Consider the following 23,727-nt stretch of genomic DNA (forward strand, 5'->3'; position numbering starts at 1 on the left):
GGGCGAGGGCGGGGCCCTCAGGTTTGCTCGATGCGGCCTGAGGGCCTTTCCGATTCCAGCACGATATCTTCGAGGAAAAGCCCGTGGCGGTCGAGCACGGCATGCAGCTCCTTCTCGTGCGCGGCGACCTGTTCGTCGAGCCAGCCGAGAAAGCGGCGCACGGCCCGGCGGTTGAGGTTGCGCGCGGGGCAGATCGCCCAATAGGCCGGGAACCGCAGAACGGGCAGGGCGGGCGTGACCGGCACAAGCCGGCCCTCGGCCAGTTCGGGCAGGGCAAGCGCCAGCGATTCCAGCACGATGCCCGATCCGTCGAGCGCCAGCTGCAGCGCCATCGACGAGCGGTCCATCAGGATGGTCTTGCGGTTGGCCTCGGTCTCGACCCCGGTGTGCATCAGCCAGAAATCCCACTGGCAGAGGGCGCGGGCACTGTCGATCAGGCGGGCCTTGTCGAACATCTCTCCCGGTTTGCCACTGCCGAGCTCTGCCAGGTATTGCGGGCTGCAAAGCGGCAGGACATGATCCTGGATCACGGCCTGGGCATGGTAGCCCGCCCAGTGGCCGGTGCCGTAGCGGATGTCGAGATCCATGACCTCGCGGTCGAAATCGGTGGGGTCGGGGGCCGCGTCGGCGCGCAGGTCCCAGTCGGGGTAGCGGGCGACGAAATCCGACAGGCGGGGCCCCAGCCAGCGGACGCCAAAGCTGGGCGAGACGCGCAGGTTGAGGCGATAGGTCTCGCGCGTCTTGCCAAGGTGTCGGCGGGCGTCGCGCAGCATCCGCAGGGCGGTGGCCGAGGTCTGGAACAGCTGTTCGCCTTCCAGCGTCAGGCTGAGCGAACGCCCGTCGCGGCGGAAGAGCCGGACACCAAGCTGCTGTTCCAGAAGCTTGATCTGCTGGCTGACCGCCGAGGGCGAGACAGACAGCTCTTCCGCCGCGCGGGTGATCGTGCCGCGCCGCGCCACGGTTTCGAAATAGAGGAAACCGTTGAGGTTCGGGGTGCGTGGCACGGCGCGTTCCGGTTCAGTCGGCGGCGACCGTTTCCTGTCGCTGGGTGCCGAGGCCCTCGACCGTAAGCTCCATCACGTCGCCCGGTTTCAGGAAGCGCGGCGGCTTCATGCCGAGGCCCACGCCCGAGGGCGTGCCGGTGGCGATGATGTCGCCCGGCATGAGCTTCATGAAATTGCTCATGTAGGCAATGATCTCGGCCACGCCGAAGATCATGTCGTCGGTGTTTGAATCCTGCACCGTCTCGCCGTTGAGCGACAGGCTGAGGTCGAGCTTCTGCGGGTCGGCCACCTCGTCGGCGGTGACCAGCCACGGGCCGGTGGGGCCGAAGGTGGGGGCGGACTTGCCCTTGATCCACTGGCCGCCGCGCTCGGCCTGGAATTCGCGTTCCGAGACGTCGTTGATGACACAGTAGCCCGCCACGTGGGAAAGCGCGTCGGCTTCGCTGACATAGAGCGTCTCGCGCCCGATGACGACGCCAAGTTCGACCTCCCAGTCGGATTTGACGGAGTTGCGGGGGATGATGACCGCGTCGTTCGGGCCGCACAGGGCCGAGCTGGCCTTGGAGAAGATGATCGGTTCTTTCGGCGGCTCGGCCCCGGTTTCGGCGGCGTGCTTGGCATAGTTGAGGCCGATGCAGAAGAAGTTCGGCACCGAGGCGAGGCAGGCGCCGACGCGGCCGGGGTTTTCCACCAGCGGCAGGCTCTCGGGGTCGATGCCGCGAATGGCATCCAGTGCTTCGAGCGAGACGCTGCTGCCGACAAAGTCGGCGACCTTGCCGGAAAGATCCCGGACCTGTCCGTCACTGTCGAGAATGCCGGGCTTTTCCTGACCCTGCGGGCCAAAACGCAATAATTTCATGGAGTCGATGTCCCTCGCGCTGGTGGTGGCCGCGATGTCAGGCGGCCGGTTTGTCGTTGGGTTCGGGCGGCAGGTCTTCCTGTCCGTGTTCGAAGAAGTCCCGCACGTTTATCACGAGGTGTTTGAGGTGGCTATGGAGGTGAAGCTTGACCGCCTCGATATCCCGGTTCAGGAGGCCCCGCGCGATGGCGCTGTGCTGTTCCAGCACCCGGTCGCGCGAGCGTTTGCGGCTGGCCGACAGGTAGCGGGCGCGCCAGAGCCGCGCGAGGATGGCACCGTGGGTTTCGGCGAGTACCCGGTTGTTGGCGGCGCGGACGATGGCCTTGTGAAATTCCATATCGAGTTCGAACACATCGACCATGTCGAGATCGTCGTAGAGGCGTTCCATGCGGTCCTGAAGTTCGACGATTTCGCGAAGCTGCTCGTCGCTCGCGCGCTCGACCGCCAGCTCGCCCGAAAGCATTTCGAGCGAGGTCAGCACCTCGATATTGTCCTCGACCTCGCGCAGGGTGGGCTCGGCCACGATCGGGCTGCGGGCGGGCCGCAGGATGACCAGCCCGTCCTGGGCGAGAATGCGGATGGCCTCGCGCATGGGGGTTCGGCTGACGCCCATCTCGGCGGCATTGTCGCGCTCCTTGATGGACGCGCCCGGCGCCAGCTTTCCGCGCAGGATATCCCTGCGAAGCTGGTTGGCGATCTGTTCTGCCAGAATCCCTTCGGCCATGCCGTGTCTTCACCCCGAGTGGTCGATGCCTGCCCTTCCCGATCATGTTCCTCGACGGGGTGCAAGCCTCACTTTTTGCAATTTGGTATACCAAAAATTGTTGATTGTCGAGGCAGCATTCGCTACCGTCTTTCAGGATGGTATACCATCTTGGCCCGGCAATGGAGGATGCCCGGCCGTCAAAAACAGGTGCCGCGAAGGCACCGCTAGGGAGGAGATGACTATGAAGTTGACTAGCTTTCTGATGACCGCCGGCGCGACGGCGCTGATGGCTGCATCGGCCACGGCCGAACCGGTCACGCTGCGGGTTCAGACCCACTATGCCACCGAGCACCCGACCGGCAAGCAGCTGGCGGAATGGGCCGATGACGTACAGGTCATGTCGGGCGGGGATATCACCGTCGAGATGTTCTATTCGTCCTCCGTCGTGGCCACGACGGAAACCTTCGATGCCGCCATCAACGGCATTCTCGACTGTGACGCCACGGGCGGGGCCTACCAGACCGGCAAGAACCCGGCGTTCCAGTTCGTCGGCGACATCATGGGCGGGTACGAAACCCCCTGGCAGCAATATTCGTGGCTCTATCACGGCGGCGGTTACGAGGCCGCGCAGGAGCTTTACAACGCGCAGAACATGCAGCTGATCGGCTGGTCGATCTATGGCCAGGAATCGCTGTCATCCTCCAAGCCGATCGCCGGGCTGGAAGACCTCAAGGGCTGGAAGTTCCGCTCGCCGCCGGGCATGGAAACCGAGATTTTCGAAAAGCTCGGCGCCTCGCCCATCGTGATGGACTTCACCGAGATCTTCACCGCGCTGGAAACCGGCATCATCGACGGGGCCGATGCCTCGGGCCTCTACAACAACGTCGGGCTGGGCCTCTACGACATCGTCAAGCACGCCACCTATCCGGGCTTCCACTCGATGCCGTCCGACCACCTGGCCTGCAACCTCGATGTGTGGAACGACCTGACCGACCAGCAGCGCCGCATCATCGACACCGCCTGGCAGAAAGTGTCGTTCCAGATCGCGCTGTCGAACGGCAAGAACAACGCCGCCGCCGCAGCCGAGCTGCGCGAGCAGGGTGTCACGCTGCATAACTGGTCGGAAGAAGACCGGGCCGAGTTCCGCGAAGCCGCCCAGGCCGCGTGGGATGACTGGGGCTCGCGCTCGCCCGAAGCCGGGGCGATCCTCGAAAGCCACAAGGTCTATCTCAAGCAGCTTGGCCTGATCGACTGAGGCGCACCGCGCCTTAGCCAACACCCGGAATGACGGATGCGCCCCTGTGAATGATGGGCGCATCCGAACCGCCCGGGCAAAAACCATCAAGGCACAGTGGAGAGCGAGCATGGAAAAGGAAAGCCTCTGGCTCGGACCGCTCAGGCAGCCGGTGCGCATGATAATGCTGGCCTTCTGCGCGGCCGTGGCGCTGATCTATCTCTGGCTGATCCTCAACCGTTTCATATCTGAAGACGCGCTGGGCATGCACGAGATGATCCGGCCGCAGGGCCGCCCGCTTGTCTGGGTGATGCTGCTGTCGATGGCGGGGGCGGTTCTTTTCGCCGGGCTCTACCTGTCGGACTTCCACGGCGCGCTCGAAGCCCCGCCAAGCGGGTTCTTCGATATCGTGTCGCTGGTCACCTCGCGCATCGCGATGATCCTGACGGCGCTGATCGTCATCGTGATGTTCTACGAGGTCGTCTCGCGCTACGTGTTTTCGCGGCCCACGCTCTGGGCCAACGAACTTTCGCTCTGGATCGCCGCCTTCGTCTTCCTGTTCGCCGGGCAGTACGCGATGCAGCAGCGCAGCCATATCCGGATCTACGTGATCTACGACATGATGCCCCGCTGGGCGCAGAAGGCCGCCGACGTGCTGTCGGTGTTGCTGATCGTGGCGTTCACCTTCGCCCTCGTCTGGGGGAACTACGCCGACGCCGAACGCCGCTTCCTGCGGATGGAAACCTTCGGCACCGCGTGGGATCCGCCCATTCCGGGCATCGTCAAGCCGGCGGTCCTGCTCATCATCGTGCTGGTCGCGATCCAGGCGGTGTCGAACCTGATCGCCGACTGGAACAAGAAGCCCGAACACCACTCGCCGCTCGACGAGATCGACGAGACCGAGATCAAGCATATCCGCGAAACGCTGGAGAAGAAGTGAATGGAATTCCTCGAGCTATTCGCGTGGATGAAGGTCGGCGACGTGGCGACCCTGTCGATCTACCTTCTGATAGGGATGTTCGTGCTGCTGGCGATCGGCATGCCGCTGGGCTTTGCCTCGGCTTTCCTGGCGGTCGCGGTCATCGTGATGAAATTCGGGCCCGAAGTGTCGTTCGGGCGGTTCGGCAGCGGGCCGATGTCGGTGCTGGCGCAGGCCGTCTATCGACAGATGACCAACTATGTGCTGATCTCGGTGCCCTTGTTCATCTTCATGGCCTCGCTGCTGGAACGCTCTGGCATCGCCAAGGACATGTACGACGCCCTGAACCAGTGGCTGTCGCGGACACGGGGCGGCATTGCCATCGTCACCTCGATCATGGCGGTGATCATGGCGGCCATGTCGGGGATCATCGGCGGCGAGGTGGTGCTGCTCGGGCTGATCGCGCTGCCGCAGATGCTGCGGCTGGGCTATAACCAGAACCTCGCCATCGGAACGATCTGCGCCTCCGGCTCGCTGGGCACGATGATCCCGCCGTCGATCGTGCTGATCTTCTACGGGCTGGTGACCGAGACGTCGATCAAGGCGCTGTTCACCGCGTCGTTCCTGCCAGGCTTCATGCTGGCCTCGTTCTTCATTCTCTACATCATCATCCGCACGAACCTGAACCCGTCTTTGGCACCGCTTCCCGAGGAAGACCCGACCGCGCCGAAGGGGATGGAGAAATTCCTGCGTTTCGTCGGCTTCCTGTCGCGCTTTGCACTCTGGATCACCGGCTTCCTGCTGCTCAGGGCGGTGTTCTTCACCATCACGGGCGACAACACGGTCGAAGAGGGGCTTGAGCCCATCGCGCTGGGGATGGTGTCGGACATTCCCTATATCGTGGGCGCATTCGCGATCGCGACGGCGCTGATCCTGTTCGTGGTCGGGCGCGAAAGGGCCGAGGAAGGCTGGCAGATGGGCAAGGGCCTGATCGCCCCGGTCATCGTGATCGGCGTGGTCCTGGGGTCGATCTACATGGGCATCACCGGCATCACCGAAGCCGCCGGCATGGGCGTGGTCGCGGTGTTCGTCATCGGGCTGGTGCGCCGAGAGATGACCTTCGACATCGTCTGGGACAGCCTGATGCGCACGCTCAAGTCGACCGGCACGATCATCTGGGTCACCATCGGCGCGGCCTCGCTGGCCGCGGCCTATACGCTGGCGGGCGGGCCGACCTACGTGGCCAACATGATCGTCGCGGCAGAACTGCCCACCATGGGGATCATCCTTGTGATGATGGTGATCTTCCTGATCATGGGCATGTTCATGGACTGGATCGGCATCGTGCTGCTGATCATGCCGGTCTTCCTGCCGATCGTGCTGAAGCTGCCGGTCGAGGAAATCGGGATCTTCGGCGAACTGGATCCGCGGCAGGTGGCGATCTGGTTCGGCGTGGTGTTCTGCATGAACATGCAGGTGAGTTTCCTGTCGCCGCCCTTCGGGCCGGCCGCGTTCTATCTCAAGTCGGTGGCGCCGGCGCATATTTCGCTGACGGCGATCTTCCGGGGGTTCCTGCCGTTCATCGTGCTGCAGCTTCTGGCGCTGTCGGTGCTGCTGATCTGGCCGCCGATCGTGACGCTGTTCCTGTAAGGGGCGGCAGGCGGACCGAATGCCTGAAAGGGGGGCGGGTCACCCCGCCCCCCTTGTCTTCCGAAAGCGCGTACCGGGGGGTGCCATGCTTGACCAGTCTCAGATCGATGCGTTCAACCGCGACGGGGTGATCGTCGTGCCGGATGTTCTGGCGGGCGACGTGCTTGCGGCAGTGCGGGCGGAATATTCCGGGCTGCTCGACACGCTCTACGCCGGCTGGCACCGCGAGGGGCGCGTGCCCCCGCCCGAGGGTCGCGATTTCCAGGACAAGCTGCTGACCAGCTACAAGGCGGGGTGCGACTGGTTTCAGCCGATGGATATCTCGCTGCCGGGCGACGAGATCACGCCCGACACGCCGTTTCATTTCGGCCCGGCGGTGTTCGACATGATCACCTGTGCCCGGCTGCTCGACCTCGTGGAATGCCTCATCGGGCCAGAGATCACCTCGAACCCGATCCAGCATGTGCGGCTGAAGCCGCCGGCGGGCGAGTTGCACAAGGACGAAATCCGCGCCCATGTGGGCGGCACCGACTGGCATCAGGATCGCGGCGTGGCGCATGAGGAGGCCGACGCCACAACGATGGTGACGGTCTGGCTGGCGATTTCGGACGCGACCGTGGAAAACGGGTGCCTGCAGGCGATCCCCGGCACGCCGCGAATGTACCCCCATTGCCCCAAGACGCAGACGGCGATTGCCGACGGCGTGCTCGATGTCGGCAAGGCGCAGGCTTTGCCGGTGAAGGCCGGCGGGGCGGTGATCTTTCACCCTCTGACGCCGCATGCCTCGCTCGACAATGTCTCCAAGCAGTTCCGCTGGTCCTTCGACATCCGCTACAACGTGACCGGCCAGCCGACCGGGCGGGCGCATTTCCCGGACTTCGTCGCACGCTCGCGGGCGCAGCCCGAGACGGAGCTGCGCGACTGGCGGGCGTGGCTCAGCATGTGGGAACACGCGCGGGCGCGCCTGTCGGGGCAGGCCCATATTCCCATCCACCGCTGGGACGCCAGCAGCCCCTCCTGCGCCTGAGGCCTCCCGATGAAGACCGTTCGACTGTCCGACGCCGACAACGTGGTGACCGCCATCTCCCAATTGGCGCCGGACGAGGACGACGCAATCGAGCTTGTCCCGCGCGGCCACAAGATGGCCACCCGCCCCATCGCCCGCGGCGATGCGGTGCGCAAATACGCCCAGGTCATCGGCTATGCCTCAACGGACATCCCCCAGGGCGCCCACGTACACACCCACAACCTGGAATTCCGCAACGTCGACACCGCTTACGAATTCTCGACCAACCTGACACCCGCCACGCCCGCGACCACCACCGACACCTTCATGGGCTACCGCCGCGCCTCGGGCCGGGTCGGCACGCGCAACTACATCGCCGTCCTCACCTCGGTGAACTGCTCGGCCACCGCCGCGCGGATGATCGCCGACCACTTCACCCCCGAGCGGCTGGCGCCCTATCCCAATGTCGACGGCGTGGCCGCTTTCGTGCATGGCACCGGCTGCGGCATGGCCGGGTCGGGCGAGGGGTTCGAGGCGCTGCAGCGTGTCATGTGGGGCTATGCCCGCAACGCCAACGTGGGCGGCGTGCTGATGGCCGGGTTGGGCTGCGAGACCAACCAGATCGACTGGCTGGTCGAGGCGTTCGGCCTGACGCCGGGCCCCTTGTTCCAGACGATGAACATCCAGGACGTGGGCGGCATCCGGAAGACGGTCGAGGCCGGCATAGCCAAGATCGAGGCGATGCTGCCGCTGGTCAACGAGGCCGAACGCGAACCATGCCCGGCCTCGGAGCTGATGGTCGCCCTGCAATGCGGCGGGTCCGATGCCTGGTCGGGCATCACCGCCAACCCCGCGGTCGGCCATGCCTGCGACCTGCTGGTCGCACAGGGCGGCACCGGCGTGCTGGCCGAGACACCCGAGATCTACGGGGCCGAGCACCTGCTGACGGCGCGCGCGGCAAGCCGCGAGGTGGGCGAGAAACTCATCGCCCTCATCCGCTGGTGGGAGGATTACACCGCCCGCAACCACGGCAGCATGGACAACAACCCCAGCCCCGGCAACAAGAAGGGCGGCCTGACCACCATTCTCGAGAAATCGCTGGGCGCGGCGGCCAAGGGCGGCACCACGCCCCTGACGGGCGTCTACAAATATGCCGAGCCGGTGACGGCCAAGGGCTTCACCTTCATGGACAGCCCCGGCTATGACCCGGCCAGCGTGACGGGGCAGATCGCCAGCGGCTGCAACCTTGTCGTCTTCACCACCGGGCGCGGCTCGGCCTTCGGCTCGAAGCCCGCGCCGACGCTGAAAGTGGCGACCAACACCCAGATGTACGAGCGGATGACCGAGGATATGGACGTGAACGCCGGCCGTATCCTGACCGACGGCGCCAGCGTCGAAGAGGTCGGGCGCGAGATCTACGAGGCGTGGCTCAGGCTGGCCTCGGGCGAGGTGTCGAAATCCGAGGCGCAGGGGCTGGGCGATCATGAATTCGTGCCGTGGCAGATCGGCGCGGTGATGTAACGGCAGGTCCCCTGCAACGGGGCCGTGCCATGAGAGGGAGGACAACATGAGCAAGCCGACAATCGGCTTCATCGGGCTGGGGCTGATGGGCCGGGCCATGGTGGGGTGCCTGCAGGATGCGGGCTATGACGTGAGTGTGCTGGGCAACCGCGACCGGAGCGGGATCGAGGAGGCCGTGGCACGCGGCGGACGCGAGGCCGGCTCGGCCCGGGAGATGGCCGAGAATTGCGATATCGTGATGCTGTGCGTCGGGACCTCGGAGCAGGTCGAGCAACGGATCTACGGAGAGGACGGCGTGCTGGCCGGGGCGAAAGCGGGCCAGGTGGTGATCGATTTCGGCACCTCCTTGCCCTCGTCGACGCAGAAGATCGGGGCCGATCTGGCGGAAAAGGGCGCCGTCTATCTCGACGCGCCGCTGGGCCGGACGCCGGCTCATGCCAAGGATGGCTTGCTGAACATCATGTGCGCAGGCGACGAGGCGGCCTATGAAAAGGTCAAGCCGGTGCTCGACGTGCTGGGCGAGAATGTCTTCCATCTCGGCAAGCTGGGGAACGGGCACACGATCAAGCTGATCAACAACTTCTTCGCCATGACGACGGCCAACGCGATGGCGGAGGCCTTTGCCACGGCGGATGCGGCGGGCATCGACCGGCAGGCGCTTTACAGCGTGATGTCGGCCGGGCCCCTCAAGTCGGGGATGATGGACTTCATCCGCAACTATGCGGTGGATGGGCAGGTCGACCTTGCCTTTTCGGTTGCAAATGCGGCCAAGGATGTGGGCTATTACCGGCAGATGGCGGGGGACCTGGGGCTTGAAAGTCGCATGTCGACCGCGGCCGATGCCACGCTGCGCGAGGCGCGCGATGGCGGCGATGGCGGGATCATGGTCCCGGAAATGGTGGATTGGATGGCGAAACATCTCGGGAGTAAGCAGTCATGAGGCTGAAGGGCAAACGCGCGTTCATCACCGCCGCGGGGCAGGGCATCGGGCGGGCAAGCGCCGCGGCGATGGCCCGCGAGGGGGCGCATGTCATCGCCACCGATCTGAACGGCGACCTGCTGGAAGGGCTCGACGTGGCCGAAAGCTTTGCCCTCGACGCGCTCGACAAGGTGGCGCTGGTGCAGGCGGTCGGCGAGGCGCAGCCCGATATCCTGGTCAACTGCTCCGGCATCGTGCATTCGGGCACGATCCTCGACGCCACGGACGAGGAGTTCGACCTGGCCATGAACCTCAACGTGCGGGCGCATTTCCACGCGATCCAGGCGGCGGTGCCGGGGATGCTGGAGCGCGGCACGGGGTCGATCGTCAATATCGCCTCGGTCTGTTCCAGCCTGCGGGGCCTGCCGAACCGGTTCATCTATGGCACGTCGAAGGGCGCCACGATCGGGCTGACCAAGCAGGTCGCGGCGGATTACATCACGCAAGGCATCCGCTGTAACTGCATCGCGCCCGGTACGGTCGACAGCCCGTCGCTGCAACAGCGCCTGAAGGACACGGGCGATTACGAGGCGGCGATGAAGGCCTTCGTCGCGCGTCAGCCCATGGGCCGGCTGGGCGAGGCGGAAGAGATTGCCGACCTGGTGGTCTATCTTGCCAGTGACGAAACGCGCTATATGACGGGGCAATGTGTGGCGATTGACGGCGGCATGACGATGTGACCTGCCAGCGGATGATGATGTGAGTGCACCGAAGCCAAGGGAAGACCGGACCGCCGCGGGTGTGCTGACCATGCTGTGCGCGGTGGTGTTTTTCACCTGCATCGACAGTTCGGCCAAGTGGCTGTCGCTTGCGGGCATGCCGGTGCTGCAGATCGTGTTCGCCCGGTATTTCGGGCACTTCGTCTATGCCACGCTGATCTACATGCCGCAGGAGGGGCTTTCGGCCTTCCGCTCGCGGGCGCCTTTCAAACAGCTTCTGCGCTCGACATTCCTGTTCGGCTCGACCGTCTGCAACTTCTTCGCGCTGCAATCGCTGCCGATCACGGTGACAACGACGATCATGTTCGCGGGGCCGATCGTGGTGACCCTGCTGGCGATCCCGATCCTTGGCGAGAAGGTCGGCCTGCGCCGGATCGCGGCGGTCTGCACCGGGTTCGTGGGCGTGCTGGTGGTGATGCAGCCCTGGGGGGCGGAGTTCCACCCGGCGATGATGTATTCGCTGGCGGCGCTGGTGATTGCCTCGATGTATTTCATCATGACGCGGATGCTCGCGGGGGTGGAGACGAATGCCACGCAACAGGTTTGGTCGGCGGGGCTCGCCTCGGTCGTGCTGGCGCCTTTTGCGGCGTCGGTCTGGGTCTGGCCCGAGGGCGGGACGGAATGGCTGGTGATGTTCCTGATCGGCGGGTTCGGGATGACGGGGCATATCCTCGTCACCATCGCGCATCGCTGGGCCGATGCGTCGATTCTGGCGCCGATGGTTTACAGCCAGATCTTCCTGGCGGCGATCGCCGGGATCGTGGTGTTCGCCACGTGGCCCACGATCTGGACCCTGGGCGGCGGGCTGATCATCATCGGCTCGGGCCTCTATATCTGGCACCGGGAGCGGCAGAAGGCCGGAGCGCTGCGAAAGACGACGCGGGTGCCCTGAGCGCGAGGCGGGCTTCGGTCGCAGACACCGACGCAATACCGACAAAATACCGACGTTATACCGACGTCGAATTTCCTGCAAAACAAGGGGTGTGGGCCCTGAACGGGTCAGTCCTCGAAATGCCCCGCCTTGGCGAATTTTCCACCCTGGTAAATCACCTCCGGATCGTCCGGATCCTGGGCCGGGTCGTCAGCGAAGAGATGGGCAAACCGGGCCGAGCTGTCCCTCGGTTTCCAGCCGAGATAGGCGGTCTCGGAATTGTCCCACCAGCTTTCCTCGTTGTCCGAAACCCCGTAAACGATGGGGCATCCCAGCCTCGGCACCTCCAGCATCACGCCGATCAGCCGCAGCATGTCGGCCGACGACATCCACGTCGCCATCATCCGGCGGTCCTTGGGTTCGGGAAAGCACGACCCGATGCGCAGGATCAGCGTTTCGATGCCGTACTTGTCCCAATACATGCTGGCCAGCGCCTCGCCATAGGCTTTCGACACGCCGTAATTGCTGTCAGGCCGGATGGGCGAGGAGGCGGTAAGGCGTGTCTCGCGGGAATGGAAGCCGATCACGTGGTTGGAACTGGCGAAGAGGATGCGGCGTGCGCCCTCCTTCCGGGCGGCCTCGTACAGGTGATAGGTGCCGTCGATATTGACCGGGTGGATGAGGTCGGCGCGGTTCTCGGTCGAGATGCCGCCGAAATGCAGGATGGCATCGCAGCCCTTCACCGTCTCGCGCACGGCGTCGGCATCGGTCAGGTCGCACGTGACGATCTCTTCATGTGCGCCCGGTTCGCCGAGGTCCGCGACATCGGAAAGCCGCACTGTCTTGGCATAATCTGCCAGTCCTTCGCGGATCTGCTGGCCAATGGTGCCGGCGGCGCCGGTCATGAGCAGGCGTTGGGTCTTTCGCATGGGTTACCCCCGTCCGATATAGGGCATGTTGGTGGCCATGACGGTCATGAACTGCACGTTGGCGTCGAGGGGCAGGTCGGCCATGTGCAGGACGGAATTCGCCACATGCGCCACGTCCATCACCGGTTCGATGGCGATGGAGCCGTCGGCCTGCGGGACGCCTTCGGTCATCTTGGCGGCCATGTCGGTGAGGGCGTTGCCGATGTCGACCTGGCCGCAGGCGATGTTGAACGGCCGGCCATCGAGGCTGATCGAGCGGGTCAGGCCGGTGATGGCGTGTTTCGAGGCAGTGTAGGGCGCCGAGCCCCAGCGCGGCACGTAGGCCGAGACCGAGCCGTTATTGATGATCCGGCCGCCCTGCGGCTCTTGCTTTCTCATGATACCAAATGCGGCGCGGGCACAGATGAAGCTGCCGGTCACGTTGATGTCGATGAGCTGGCGGAACTCCTCGACCGGGATTTCATCGATGGGGGCGCCGGGCCGGCCGATACCTGCGTTGTTGAAGATGGCGTCGAGGTGTCCCCAGTCCTGCGCAGCACGGCCGAAGGCGGCCTCGACCTGCGCCTCGTCGGTCACGTCGCAGGGCAGGGTGAGCGCGTTTTCGTGCCCGTTTGCCGTTTCCTCCAATGCCTCGGCACGGCGGCCCACGAGGCCCACGCGCCAGCCGGCGTCGAGGAAGGCATGGGCGGTGGCGCGGCCCACGCCGCCGCCGCCGCCGGTGATGATGATTGACTTGGTCATGTGTGTCCTCCCGCGGGTCCGCCCCGTTCTAGTGGTTGTCTCTGGGCAGATCCTTCGCGATCTTCTGGTACGCGGTTGCCAGTTCGAGGCAGCCGCCATCGGCCAGCTGTCCGACATGGGTGCGGTAGATTTCCTGCCAAGGCGTCTGGCTCTTGATCTCGGGAGCTTCCCAGGCGTCGATGCGGGCCTGCCATTCGGCCTCGTCGACCAAGGCGTCCATCTTCGAGGCGTTCAGGTCGAGCCGCACCATGTCGCCCGTGCGCAGGTAGGCCAGACCACCGCCCACCACGCTTTCGGGCGAGGCGTTGAGGATCGAGGGGCTTTCCGAGGTGCCCGATTGGCGCCCGTCGCCCACGGTGGGCAGGTGGTTGATGCCCTGCCGGATGATCGCGTCTGGCGGTTGCATGTTCACCACCTCGGCCGAGCCCGGGTAGCCCACGCAGCCCACGCCACGGATGAAGAGAACGGTGCGTTCGTCGATGCCGAGTTCGGTGTCGTTGATCCGGTCGTGGTAATCCTCGGGGCCTTCGAAGACCACGGCGCGCGCTTCGAAGACGCCCTCGTTGCCCGGCTCTGAAAGGAAGCGCTTGCGGAAGTCGTCGGAAATCACGCTGGTCTTCATCAGCGCCGAATCGAACAGGTTGCCGGACAACACCTTGAAGCCCGCATTCGTGCGCAGGGGTTCCGCGTAGGGGGTGATCACGTCGCGGTCGACGCTTTCCAGCCCGGCGAGGTTCTGGCCCATGCTGTGGCCGGTCGCCGTCATCACGCCCTCGTGGATCCGGCCCGCGCGCATCAGTTCGGCCATGACCGCCGGCACGCCACCCGCGCGGAAGAAACTTTCGCCGAGATATTCGCCGGCCGGCTGCATGTTGACCATGAGCGGCACGTCGAAGCCGAGGGTCTGCCAGTCCTTCACGTCCAGCTCGACGCCGATATGGCGGGCGACGGCCTGCAGGTGGGGGGGTGCGTTGGTCGAGCCGCCGATGGCGGTGTTGACCACGATCGCGTTTTCGAAGGCTTCGCGGGTCAGGATGTCGGACGGCTTGAGGTCTTCGTAAACCATGCTGACGATGCGCTTGCCGGTCTCGTAAGCCATCGCCATCCGTTCACGGAAGGGCGCCGGGATGGCCGAGTTGCCGGTCAGCGTCATGCCGAGCGCCTCGGCCAGCGCGTTCATCGTGCTGGCCGTGCCCATGGTGTTGCAATGGCCGAGGCTGGGCGCGGCGGAGCAGACGCGGCTGATGAATTCGTCGTAGTCGATTTCGCCCATGGCCAGCAGGCGGCGGCTTTCCCACACGATCAGACCCGAGCCCGCGCGCTTGCCCTTCCACCACCCGTCGAGCATGGGCCCGCCGTTGAGCGCGATGGCCGGCAGGTCGACGGTGGCCGCGCCCATCAGCATCGCCGGTGTGGTCTTGTCGCAGCCGGTGGTCAGCACGACCCCGTCGATCGGGTAGCCGTGCAGCACCTCGACGAGGCTGAGATATTGCAGGTTGCGGTCGAGCGCCGCGGTGGGTCGCTTGCCGGTTTCCTGGATCGGGTGCACGGGAAACTCCATCGGAATGCCGCCCGCCTCGCGGATGCCCGCCTTGATCCGGTCCATCAGGAAGACGTGGATCTTGTTGCAGGGTGCAATGTCCGAGCCGGTCTGGGCGATGCCGATGATGGGCTTGCCGCCCTGAAGCTCTTCGCGGGTGAATTCCTGGTTCTGGTAGCGTTCGAGGTAGAGCGCCGTTATCCCGGGGTTGTTGGGGTTGTCGAACCATTCCTGCGATCGGAACTGCTTGTTCGCACGTGTGTCAGACATCGAGCCGGTCTCCCTGAATTCCGCGTTCGCCCAAAGCTGGTGAACACGCCTCTTGTGACAGCATTCCCATTTGGTATACCAAATGCAAGGGCAAAGCGCCCATATGAGCAAGGCATTCCGGTGAATCTGGCGGCGGCATCCGCCGGAAGACGCGAAATGCCATGTCGTGGTGTCCTGGTGGATGCCGCGATGCTATGACGTGACCCGGGCGTACCTTGCGCGACGCCCTGACAACCGGAGCCCCGAGATGATCGAAGAACCGCCTGTCCTGACCCTCCGCCGGAGTTTTCCGCGCCCCAGCGCGGCCCAGATCGCGGCTTTTCGCGATGTGCCGACGGGGTTCGTCTGCGACGCCATGGGCGGGCAGGGGGCGCTGAGTTCCGACATTCAGCCGATCGGCGGCGGGCGGGATATCGACTGTCGGGCCGTAGGCCCGGCACTGGTGGCGGATAACGGGCCGGCCGAGATTCTCGCGACGATGGGCGCGCTGCATATCCTCGAACCGGGTGACATCATCCTGTCGGCGGTGCATGGCCACCGGAATTGTTCGGCCTCGGGCGATCAGTTCTGCGGCATGATGAAGAACAAGGGCGCGGCCGGGTTTGTGACCGATGGTGAGATGCGCGATTACGACGGCATCGTCGAGGTGGGCCTTCCGGCGTGGTGCACCGGGCTGAGCCCCAACTCGCCCTATTCGAACGGGCCCGCGCGGGCGGGGTTCGGCGCGGTGATCGGCGGCGTGCGGGTCGAGAGTGGCGATCTGATCGTGGCCGACCGGAACGGCGTGGTCGTGGTGCCGCTTGCCGAGATCGACCGGGTGATCGGGCGACTTTCGAAGGTGAAGGAACTTGAAGGCGTACTCGAGGCGAAGGTGCGCGAGGGGTTCTGCCAGATGGCGGCCATCGAGGAGATGATCGCCGATGGTCGCGCGGTGATCGAGGACTAGGCGGTCAATCTTCGGCAAAGGCGCTACGGGCGCCTGCCGATTCCTGCGTGCGGAAGATCGAGCCGGTGTCGGGTGCCGGGGGCAGGGGCATGGTGACGGGAACCTGCTCCAGTCGTGGGGTCAGACAGGGTGTGCCGGTGATCGTGCGATCCTGCAGGTCGTCCCAGAATTTCCGCTGGCCGAGCGCGTGGAAGTAGGAATTCGAGCCGAGGATCGGCCAGGCGTCGGCGCTGGCGCATTCGTAGAAGAGGATCATCCGCGCCCGGTCGCTCCGGTTGGGGGCGGAGCCGTGCAGGAGCCGGGCGTGATGCACCGTCATGCTGCCCGCCTTGCCGGTGAGGGTGACGATCTTCTCGCGGTCGAAGGCCGGGTCGTCGGGGTTGATGGCGCCGGCGAAGACGCCGTTGGACGTATGGTCGAGCACCGGGCCGCGATGGGTGCCGGGGATGACCATGAGGGGGCCGTTCGCCTCGTCCACGTCTTCCAGCATCAGGCCGAAGGCAAGCAGGTCGTCATTGGTGTGCGGGTAGAAGGCCCAGTCCTGATGCCATTCCACCGCGCGCCCGCCGCCTGGGGCCTTGGTGTTGAGCTTGGAGGTCAGGATCGTGGTGTCGGGGCCGAGCAGGTCGTTGAGCACTTGCGTCATGGTGGAGTGGCGCAGCACCTCCCAGAAATACGGGTCCTGCTTGTGGGGGATCTTGATGCGGGTCAGGCGGGGGCTGTCGGGGCCGTGGCCCTTGTCGAGGTCGTAGACATCGTTGCTTTCGCTGACGGTACGCGAGGCGTCGATGAGGCGTGCGGTGATGGCGCGCAGGCGGTCGAGCTGGTCGGGCGTGACCGCGTTTTCGATCATCAGGTAGCCGTTCTCGGCGTAAAACGCCCGTTGCGCGTCGCTCAGCATCGCGTTGTCCTCTCTCAGCGGCCTTTCTTCACCTCGGCTTCCATGTCGAGCCCGTTCAGCCGGCCCACGTGATCCGACAGCATCGGCACGTAATCCTGTCCGGCGCCGATGGCCTCGGCATGGGTGAAATAGTGTTTCGCGGCGGCGGCCATGACGTTCATCACGCCCGCATCGGTGGCCATGGCGTTCACATAGCGGATGTCCTTGGACATGTTGGCGATCGAGAACTTGTGGGCGTCGCGGTCGCGCTCGCAGACATAGGTCATGAACGTGCCGAAGAAGCCGCTGCCGAGGCGGCTGGGCCCGATCACCTCGCGGAAGGTGTGGGGCGAGATGCCGACCTTGGCGCCAAGGGCGGCCGTTTCGGAATAGAGCGCCGCGTAGGCCGCGCCGAGGAAGTTCATCAGCAGTTTCATCTTGTGGCCCGAGCCGGTGGGGCCGATGCGGGTGATGGTGCCGGCCCAGCAGTCGATGACGGGCGATACGGTGGCGAAATCACCCTCGTCGCAGCCGACCATCGCGTCGAGCTTGCCTTCCTCGGCCTCTTTCGGGGTACGGCCAAGGGGCGCGTCGACCATCTTCACGCCTTGCGCTGCCATCTCTTCCGCCAGTGCCATGGTCGAGACCGGGTCGGCGGTGGTGGTGTCTATCACGATCAGCCCCTCGCGCGCCCCGGCAAGGATGCCGTCAGGCCCGCGGATCACGGCCTCGACCTGGGGCGAGTTGGAAAGGCAGATATGGACGATGTCGCAGTTTTCGGCCATCTCTTTCGGGCTGGCGGCTTCCTTCGCGCCCATGCCGAGCAGGCTGTCCACCGGCTCGCGGTTCACGTTGCCCTTGATCCAAAGGTCGTAGCCGCCCTTGAGGATGTTCTTGGCCATGCCGTGGCCCATCAGGCCCACGCCGATGAAACCGATGACGGGTTTGTCGCTCATGTCTGTTCTCCCTTAAAGGCTGGCCGTGATGCCGCCGTCGACGAACAGCGTGTGACCGTTGACGAAGCTCGCCGCGTCTGAGGCGAGAAAGATGCAGGCGCCGACGAGTTCCTCGACCTCGCCCCAGCGGCCGGCCGGGGTGCGGTTCTCGAGCCAAGTGGTGAAGTCCGGGTCGGCGACGAGGGCGGCGTTGAGCGGCGTGTCGAAATAGCCCGGCGCGATGGCGTTGCAGTTGAGCCCGTGTTTCGCCCAGTCGGTCGCCATGCCCTTGGTCAGGTTGGTGACGGCGCCCTTGGAGGCGGTGTAGGGCGCGATGCCGGGGCGGGCGAGAAGGCTTTGCACGCTGGCGATGTTGATGATCCGGCCTGATTGCCGGGCGATCATGTGGCGGGCGGCGGCCTGGCCCACGTAGAAGACCGAATTCACGTTGGTGCGCATCAGGCGGTCGAAATCCTCGGGCGGGAAATCTTCCAAAGGCGTGCGGTGCTGCATGCCGGCGTTGTTGACGAGGATGTGGATCGGGCCGGTATCGGCTTCGTATCGGTCGATGGCGTCACGGGCGGCGGCTGCGTCGGTCACGTCGAAGGGCAGGGTGGCGACCTCGGCGCCCTCGGCGCGCAGTTTCTCCGCCGCTTCCTCCAGCCGGTCGGCGTTACGCGCGTTCAGCACCAGCCGGGCCCCGGCCTGTGCCAGACCGCGTGCCAGGGCAAGGCCGATGCCCATGGACGAGCCGGTGACGAGGGCCGTGCGGCCCGTCAGATCGAACAGTTGCATTCATCCTCCCTGCGGCGGTCCGGCGGGAAATTCGCATTCCCTGTCAAACGCGCCTTGATCAAATGGTATACCATTTTTATAACGATGCAAGCGGAACCCCGGCGGAGGAGACGGGCGATGACGGCGCTCTATGCCCATGCGGCGAAAGACCTGCGGCTGGAAGACTGCCGCGCGGCCGATCCGGAGCCGGGACAGGTTCTGATTGGGATGGCCCGTGGCGGAATCTGCGGATCGGACCTGCATTACTTCAACCATGGCGGTTTCGGTGCCGTGCGGCTGCGCGAGCCGATGATCCTCGGGCACGAGGTGGCGGGGGTGGTCGAGGCGCTGGGCGAAGGGGTCGAGGAGCTGTCTGTCGGCGAGCTAGTGGCGGTGTCGCCGTCGCGGCCCTGTGGCAGTTGCGGCGAATGCCTGCGGGGTCTGCCGAACCATTGCCTGAACATGCGCTTCTACGGCTCGGCGATGCCGTTCCCGCATGTGCAGGGCGCATTTCGCGCCAAGTTGGTGGCGGAGGCGTCGCAATGCGTGGCCGCAAAGGGGCTGGAACCGGCCGAGGCGGCCATGGCCGAACCGTTATCGGTGGCATTGCACGCGGTGCGCCGGGTGGGCGAGATGCTGGGGCGCCGGGTTTTGGTGACGGGCTGCGGGCCGATCGGTGTGCTGGTCATCCTGGCCGCGCGGCGGGCCGGGGCGGCGGAGATCATCGCCACTGATATCGCCGAGAACGGGCTGGCATTTGCCCGGGCGGCGGGGGCGGATGCGGCTTTGGATACGTCGAAAGATCCCGAAGCGCTGGCGCCTTACGCGGCAGGTAAGGGCTGCCTCGACGTGCTGTTCGAATGCTCGGGTGCCGAGGCGGCGCTGGCAGGTGGCATAGCGGCGCTCAGGCCGCGGGGGCAGGTGGTGCAGCTGGGCCTTTCGGGCGACATGCGGCTGCCGATGATGCAGATCACCGCGAAGGAACTGTCGCTCAGCGGCTCGTTCCGGTTTCACGAGGAATTCGCGGTGGCGGTGGACCTGATGCGCAAGGGGCTGATCGACGTGGCCCCGCTGATCACTCACAGCTTTCCGTTGTCAGAGTATGACCATGCCTTCGCCACCGCCTCGGACAGGGCACAGTCGATGAAGGTACAGCTGGATTTCACCGCATGCTGACCTTTGCCGCCGCCGTCTTCTTCCTGATCATCACGCCCGGGCCCGGGGTGATGACGACGGCCGGGTTCGGCGCGGCTTACGGGTTCAAGGCTTCGCTGCGTTACCTGGTCGGGCTTTTCATCGGCACCAACCTGGTGATGCTGGCGGTGATGACGGGCCTGGCGGCGGTGATCCTGTCGGTGCCGTGGCTGCGCAACGTGCTGATGTTCGCCTCGGTGGCCTACCTGCTTTACCTCGCCGGGCGCATTGCCTTTGCCGGCGCGAAGGTGGCGTTCATGGAGGCGAAATCGCCCCCCGGCGTGCTGGGCGGCATCACGCTGCAGGCGATCAACCCCAAGGCCTATGCGGTGAACACCTCGCTGATCACCGGGTTCGATTATGCGCCCGATGCCTTCCTGTTCGAGATGATTTCCAAGGCGCTGATCATGAATATCATCTGGATTCCCATCCACCTGGCCTGGCTTTGGGCCGGCGTTTCGTTGCACAAGCTGAACCTGTCGGACCGCACGCAGCGGACGATCAACATCCTCATGGCCCTGTCGATGCTGGGGGTCGTGGCGCTGGCGCTGTGGTCGGCCTCGCGCGGGGCCGGGTGAGGAGGAGACATGGAGGAGAGCGCATGACCCACGCCACCTATTCAGGCATCTGGCCGGTCGCACCGACACCGTTTCACCCCGACGGCCAAATCGACACCGAGGGGATGACGCGGGTGCTCGACTGCATGATCGACCAGGGGGTCGACGGGATCTGTATCCTTGCCAACTTCTCGGAACAGTTCCTGATTTCCGACGAGGAGCGGGCGCTGCTGACGCGGCTGTCGCTGGAGCATGTGGCGGGGCGGGTGCCAGTGATCGTGACGATCAGCCATTTCGCGACGCCCATTGCTGTGGAGCGGGCGCGGTTTGCCAAGGAACTGGGCGCCGATATCGTGATGATGATGCCGCCCTATCACGGGGCGCTCTTGAAGGGGACGGCCGAGCAGACATTCGAGCAGTTCCGAGCGGTGGGCGAGGTGGGTATCCCGATCATGCTGCAGGATGCGCCGCTGTCGGGGGTCGATCTGCCGGTGCCTCTGCTGGTGCGGATGGCGAGGGAGATCGAGATGCTGAAGCTCTTCAAAATCGAATGCCCGCAGGCGGCGGCCAAACTGCGGGCGCTGATTGACGAGGGGGACGATGCGATCGAGGGGCCATTCGACGGGGAGGAGGCGATCACGCTGCTGGCCGATCTGGATGCCGGGGCGACGGGGACGATGACCAGCGCGATGATGCCCGACTTGATCGGACCGGTGGTGCGGGATTTCCTGGCCGGCAACCGGCAGGCGGCGATTGAGGGGTATGCCAGGGTGCTTCCCGCCGTGAACCACGAGAACCGGCAATGCGGGTTCAGGTCTGCCAAGGCGGCGATGGTGGAGGGCGGGGTGATCGCCTCGGACTTTTGCCGCCACCCGATCCCGCCGCTGCATCCCGACACGCGGGCGATGCTGATGGAACTGTTGCGGCCGCTTGACCCGATGGTGCTGTCATGGGGGAAATGAGGCGCATCGAAACCGCCCTGCCGGAGTTGCAGGCGCTTCTGGGCGAGCGGCTTGTGACGTCGGAGGCCGACCGCGCGTTGCACGGTCAGAACGAGACTTACTACCCGGTCACCCCGCCCGATGCGGTGGCCTATCCGGAGAATACGGAGGAGGTGTCGGCCATCCTGCGGCTTTGCAACCGTCACGCTGTGCCGGTCACGGCCTATGGCGCGGCGAGCAGCCTTGAAGGGCAGCACCTGGCGATTCAGGGGGGGATCAGCCTCGACATGAGCCGGATGGGCGCGGTTCTGGCGGTCAATGCGGAGGACCTGAACGCGGTGGTGCAGCCCGGGATTACCCGCAAGCGGCTGAACGAGGAGTTGCGGGCGACGGGGCTGTTCTTTCCGGTCGATCCCGGCGCGGATGCCAGCATCGGTGGGATGGCCGCGACGCGGGCGAGCGGGACGACCGCGGTGCGCTATGGCACGATGCGCGAGAATATCCTCGCGCTCGAGGCGGTGATGGCGGATGGCACGGTGATCCGCACCGGCAGCCGGGCGCGGAAAAGCTCGACCGGGTATGACCTGACGCATCTGCTGGTGGGCTCGGAAGGCACGCTGGGGATCATCACCGAACTGACCCTTCGGCTTCAGGGCATTCCGGAGGCGATCAGCGCGGCGACCTGCCGGTTTCCCTCGGTCGAGGATGCGGTGAACTGCGTGATCCTGACGATCCAGTCGGGCCTGCCGATGGCGCGGATCGAGTTGCTGGACGAGATGATGGTGAGGGGGTTCAACCGGTACTCGCAGGCCGACCTGCCCGAGGAGCCCCACCTGTTCCTGGAGTTCCACGGCTCGCCGGCCGCGGTGGCCGAGCAGCGCGACGCCTTTGGCGAGATTGCCACGGAGTTCGGGGCGGATGGCTGGAAGACCGCCGATACCACCGAGGAGCGGAACGCGCTGTGGGAGATGCGGCACAAGGCGCATTACGCATCGGCCGCCTTTGGCAAGGGCGGGCATATCTGGCCCACGGATGTCTGCGTGCCGATCTCGCATTTGGCCGAGGCGGTGTTGCAGGCGCAGCGGGATGCCAAGCGGCTGGGGCTGACGGCGACGATCGTGGGGCATGTGGGCGACGGGAATTTCCATGCCGGCTTGAGCGTCGATCCGGGGGATGCGGACGAGATGGCGCGTGCTGAAGAGTTCACGCAGGCACTGGCGGAAACCGCGCTGCGGCTGGGCGGCACGGTCAGCGGCGAGCATGGGATCGGGCTTGGCAAGCAGAAATACATGACGGCCGAGCATGGCGCGGCGCTGGCCTACATGCGGGCGATCAAGGCGGGGTTCGACCCCAACAACATTCTCAACCCCGGCAAGCTTCTGCCGCCGGGCAACCGGGAGATTTCGGATGGTTCCTGACGACGGCAAGGCGACACTGGTCGGGCGTATCTGGCGGCCGGGGATCGGCCCGGCGGTGGTGCGGCTCGACGGCGACGCGGTGGTGGACATCACCAGCCGGGAGCTTCCCACGATGCAGGCGTTGCTGGAGGCGGATGATCCCGCGGCCGCGGCCCGCGAGGCGGGTGGCGACACTGTCTGCACGCTGGCGGAGCTGACGGCGTGTTCGACCGAGGATGCCGGGGCGGATGACCTGCGGTTGCTGGCGCCGCCGGATTTGCAGGCGATCAAGGCCGCCGGGGTGACCTTTGCCGAAAGCATGGTCGAGCGGGTGATCGAGGAGCAGGCGGCGGGCGATGCCGACCGGGCCGAGGCGATCCGGGCAAGGGTGAAATCGGTGATCGGCGACAGCCTGTCGGGGATCGAGCCGGGGTCGGATCAGGCCATGCAGGTCAAGGCGGTGCTGCAGGAGGAAGGCTTGTGGTCGCAGTACCTGGAGGTTGGCATCGGCCCGGATGCGGAGGTGTTCACCAAGTGCCAGCCCATGGCCTCGGTGGGGAGCGGGGCGGCCGTGGGGTTGCACCCGGTGTCGAGCTGGAACAACCCCGAGCCGGAAGTGGTGCTGGCGGTCAATTCGCGTGGGGTCGTCGTGGGGGCGACGCTGGGCAACGACGTGAACCTGCGGGACGTGGAAGGGCGCTCGGCGTTGCTTCTGGGCAAGGCCAAGGACAACAATGCCTCCTGTGCGCTAGGGCCGTTCCTGCGGCTCTTCGACGAGGGGTTCGGGATGGAGGATGTGCGCCGGGCCGAGCTGACCATGCGGGTCGAGGGCCAAGATGGCTTCGTGCTGGAAGGCCATTCCTCGATGACGAAGATCAGCCGCGACCCGGCCCAGATCGTGGCGCAGACCATCGGGGCGCATCACCAGTACCCGGATGGCTTCTTCCTGTTCCTCGGCACCATGTTCGCGCCGGTCAAGGACCGGGGCGCGCCGGGGCAGGGCTTTACCCATAAGGGCGGCGACGTGGTGACGATCAGCGAACCGTCGCTGGGGGCGCTGAGCAACATTGTGCGGCTGTCGACCGAGTGCCCGGAATGGGTATTCGGGACGGCTGCGCTGATGCGGAACCTGGCGCAGAGGGGGCTGTTGTGACG

General features: G+C 65.5%; 23 protein-coding genes. 14 read left to right on the top strand and 9 right to left on the bottom strand.

Annotated elements, in window-relative coordinates; all coding sequences use genetic code 11:
* Positions 1-17: 17 nt before the first annotated feature.
* Genes RIdsm_RS09060 through RIdsm_RS09070 form a run of 3 tightly spaced genes read right to left on the bottom strand, consistent with a single transcriptional unit; the run spans position 18 to position 2,587 of the window.
* The gene (locus RIdsm_RS09060; RefSeq protein WP_057813889.1) at positions 18-1,004 is read right to left on the bottom strand and encodes a LysR substrate-binding domain-containing protein; all 987 of its coding nucleotides are present in this window, start codon (positions 1,002-1,004) and stop codon (positions 18-20) included.
* Between the two features lie 13 nt (positions 1,005-1,017).
* Entirely contained in the window at positions 1,018-1,863 is an 846-nt protein-coding gene (locus tag RIdsm_RS09065; protein WP_057813887.1) for a fumarylacetoacetate hydrolase family protein, read from the bottom strand.
* A gap of 37 nt (positions 1,864-1,900) precedes the next feature.
* A complete protein-coding gene (locus RIdsm_RS09070) occupies positions 1,901-2,587 on the bottom strand; it encodes a GntR family transcriptional regulator (protein ID WP_057813884.1) in 687 nt (228 codons plus the stop codon).
* A gap of 223 nt (positions 2,588-2,810) precedes the next feature.
* Between RIdsm_RS09070 and RIdsm_RS09075 the strand changes: the two genes are divergently transcribed.
* The 8 genes from RIdsm_RS09075 to RIdsm_RS09110 all read left to right on the top strand — a co-directional run bounded on the left by RIdsm_RS09075 (position 2,811) and on the right by RIdsm_RS09110 (position 11,489).
* A complete protein-coding gene (locus RIdsm_RS09075) occupies positions 2,811-3,824 on the top strand; it encodes a TRAP transporter substrate-binding protein (RefSeq protein WP_057813883.1) in 1,014 nt (337 codons plus the stop codon).
* Positions 3,825-3,933: 109 nt separating this feature from the next.
* Entirely contained in the window at positions 3,934-4,743 is an 810-nt protein-coding gene (locus RIdsm_RS09080; protein WP_057813881.1) for a TRAP transporter small permease subunit, read from the top strand.
* Positions 4,744-6,372: a TRAP transporter large permease gene (locus RIdsm_RS09085; protein ID WP_201455554.1), complete on the top strand. Its 1,629-nt coding sequence runs from the start codon at positions 4,744-4,746 to the stop codon at positions 6,370-6,372. It begins immediately after the preceding gene.
* 85 nt (positions 6,373-6,457) lie between these two features.
* Positions 6,458-7,399 (top strand): phytanoyl-CoA dioxygenase family protein, encoded by a 942-nt coding sequence (locus RIdsm_RS09090; protein WP_057813879.1) that lies wholly within the window; start codon positions 6,458-6,460, stop codon positions 7,397-7,399.
* Positions 7,400-7,408: 9 nt separating this feature from the next.
* The gene (locus RIdsm_RS09095; protein ID WP_057813877.1) at positions 7,409-8,899 is read left to right on the top strand and encodes a UxaA family hydrolase; all 1,491 of its coding nucleotides are present in this window, start codon (positions 7,409-7,411) and stop codon (positions 8,897-8,899) included.
* A 46-nt stretch (positions 8,900-8,945) separates the two neighbouring features.
* Positions 8,946-9,839: an NAD(P)-dependent oxidoreductase gene (locus RIdsm_RS09100; RefSeq protein WP_057813875.1), complete on the top strand. Its 894-nt coding sequence runs from the start codon at positions 8,946-8,948 to the stop codon at positions 9,837-9,839.
* The gene (locus RIdsm_RS09105; RefSeq protein ID WP_057813873.1) at positions 9,836-10,558 is read left to right on the top strand and encodes an SDR family oxidoreductase; all 723 of its coding nucleotides are present in this window, start codon (positions 9,836-9,838) and stop codon (positions 10,556-10,558) included. The genes RIdsm_RS09100 and RIdsm_RS09105 overlap by 4 nt, the downstream gene beginning before the upstream one ends.
* 19 nt (positions 10,559-10,577) lie before the next feature.
* Positions 10,578-11,489 (top strand): DMT family transporter, encoded by a 912-nt coding sequence (locus tag RIdsm_RS09110; RefSeq protein ID WP_057813871.1) that lies wholly within the window; start codon positions 10,578-10,580, stop codon positions 11,487-11,489.
* A 107-nt stretch (positions 11,490-11,596) separates the two neighbouring features.
* On the opposite strand, the gene RIdsm_RS09115 is transcribed toward RIdsm_RS09110, so the two are convergent.
* From RIdsm_RS09115 to RIdsm_RS09125, 3 genes are read right to left on the bottom strand one after another with little or no spacing between them, the layout of a single operon-like run.
* Positions 11,597-12,397 carry an NAD-dependent epimerase/dehydratase family protein gene (locus RIdsm_RS09115; protein ID WP_057813870.1) on the bottom strand — a complete coding sequence of 267 codons (801 nt, stop codon included), beginning with the start codon at positions 12,395-12,397 and terminating at the stop codon, positions 11,597-11,599.
* 3 nt (positions 12,398-12,400) lie between these two features.
* Positions 12,401-13,138: an SDR family oxidoreductase gene (locus RIdsm_RS09120; protein WP_057813868.1), complete on the bottom strand. Its 738-nt coding sequence runs from the start codon at positions 13,136-13,138 to the stop codon at positions 12,401-12,403.
* Between the two features lie 28 nt (positions 13,139-13,166).
* Positions 13,167-14,948, bottom strand: a complete 1,782-nt coding sequence (locus RIdsm_RS09125; RefSeq protein WP_057813866.1) for an IlvD/Edd family dehydratase — start codon at positions 14,946-14,948, stop codon at positions 13,167-13,169.
* Positions 14,949-15,195: 247 nt separating this feature from the next.
* On the opposite strand from RIdsm_RS09125, the gene RIdsm_RS09130 reads away from it, so the two are divergent.
* Positions 15,196-15,894, top strand: a complete 699-nt coding sequence (locus tag RIdsm_RS09130; RefSeq protein WP_057813864.1) for an RraA family protein — start codon at positions 15,196-15,198, stop codon at positions 15,892-15,894.
* A 4-nt stretch (positions 15,895-15,898) separates the two neighbouring features.
* Here RIdsm_RS09130 and RIdsm_RS09135 read toward each other — a convergent pair whose 3' ends face one another.
* Genes RIdsm_RS09135 through RIdsm_RS09145 form a run of 3 tightly spaced genes read right to left on the bottom strand, consistent with a single transcriptional unit; the run spans position 15,899 to position 18,504 of the window.
* On the bottom strand, positions 15,899-16,795 hold the full coding sequence (locus RIdsm_RS09135) for a phytanoyl-CoA dioxygenase family protein (RefSeq protein WP_057813862.1): 897 nt from the start codon (positions 16,793-16,795) through the stop codon (positions 15,899-15,901).
* Between the two features lie 14 nt (positions 16,796-16,809).
* A complete protein-coding gene (locus RIdsm_RS09140) occupies positions 16,810-17,730 on the bottom strand; it encodes an NAD(P)-dependent oxidoreductase (RefSeq protein WP_057813860.1) in 921 nt (306 codons plus the stop codon).
* Between the two features lie 12 nt (positions 17,731-17,742).
* Complete coding sequence (locus tag RIdsm_RS09145) at positions 17,743-18,504, bottom strand: SDR family oxidoreductase (protein ID WP_057813858.1); 762 nt, start codon at positions 18,502-18,504, stop codon at positions 17,743-17,745.
* 117 nt (positions 18,505-18,621) lie between these two features.
* On the opposite strand from RIdsm_RS09145, the gene RIdsm_RS09150 reads away from it, so the two are divergent.
* From RIdsm_RS09150 to RIdsm_RS09170, 5 genes are read left to right on the top strand one after another with little or no spacing between them, the layout of a single operon-like run.
* Positions 18,622-19,659 (top strand): L-idonate 5-dehydrogenase, encoded by a 1,038-nt coding sequence (locus tag RIdsm_RS09150; RefSeq protein ID WP_057813856.1) that lies wholly within the window; start codon positions 18,622-18,624, stop codon positions 19,657-19,659.
* Positions 19,653-20,255, top strand: coding sequence for a LysE family translocator (locus RIdsm_RS09155; RefSeq protein WP_057813854.1), 603 nt, complete (start codon positions 19,653-19,655; stop codon positions 20,253-20,255). The genes RIdsm_RS09150 and RIdsm_RS09155 overlap by 7 nt, the downstream gene beginning before the upstream one ends.
* 23 nt (positions 20,256-20,278) lie before the next feature.
* Complete coding sequence (locus RIdsm_RS09160) at positions 20,279-21,196, top strand: dihydrodipicolinate synthase family protein (protein WP_057813852.1); 918 nt, start codon at positions 20,279-20,281, stop codon at positions 21,194-21,196.
* On the top strand, positions 21,193-22,593 hold the full coding sequence (locus RIdsm_RS09165; protein ID WP_143100409.1) for an FAD-binding oxidoreductase: 1,401 nt from the start codon (positions 21,193-21,195) through the stop codon (positions 22,591-22,593). Before RIdsm_RS09160 ends, RIdsm_RS09165 begins: the two co-directional genes overlap by 4 nt.
* The gene (locus tag RIdsm_RS09170; RefSeq protein WP_057813848.1) at positions 22,583-23,725 is read left to right on the top strand and encodes a fumarylacetoacetate hydrolase family protein; all 1,143 of its coding nucleotides are present in this window, start codon (positions 22,583-22,585) and stop codon (positions 23,723-23,725) included. The genes RIdsm_RS09165 and RIdsm_RS09170 overlap by 11 nt, the downstream gene beginning before the upstream one ends.
* Positions 23,726-23,727: the final 2 nt, after the last annotated feature.

The organism is Roseovarius indicus (genome assembly GCF_008728195.1).
Taxonomy (GTDB): domain Bacteria; phylum Pseudomonadota; class Alphaproteobacteria; order Rhodobacterales; family Rhodobacteraceae; genus Roseovarius; species Roseovarius indicus.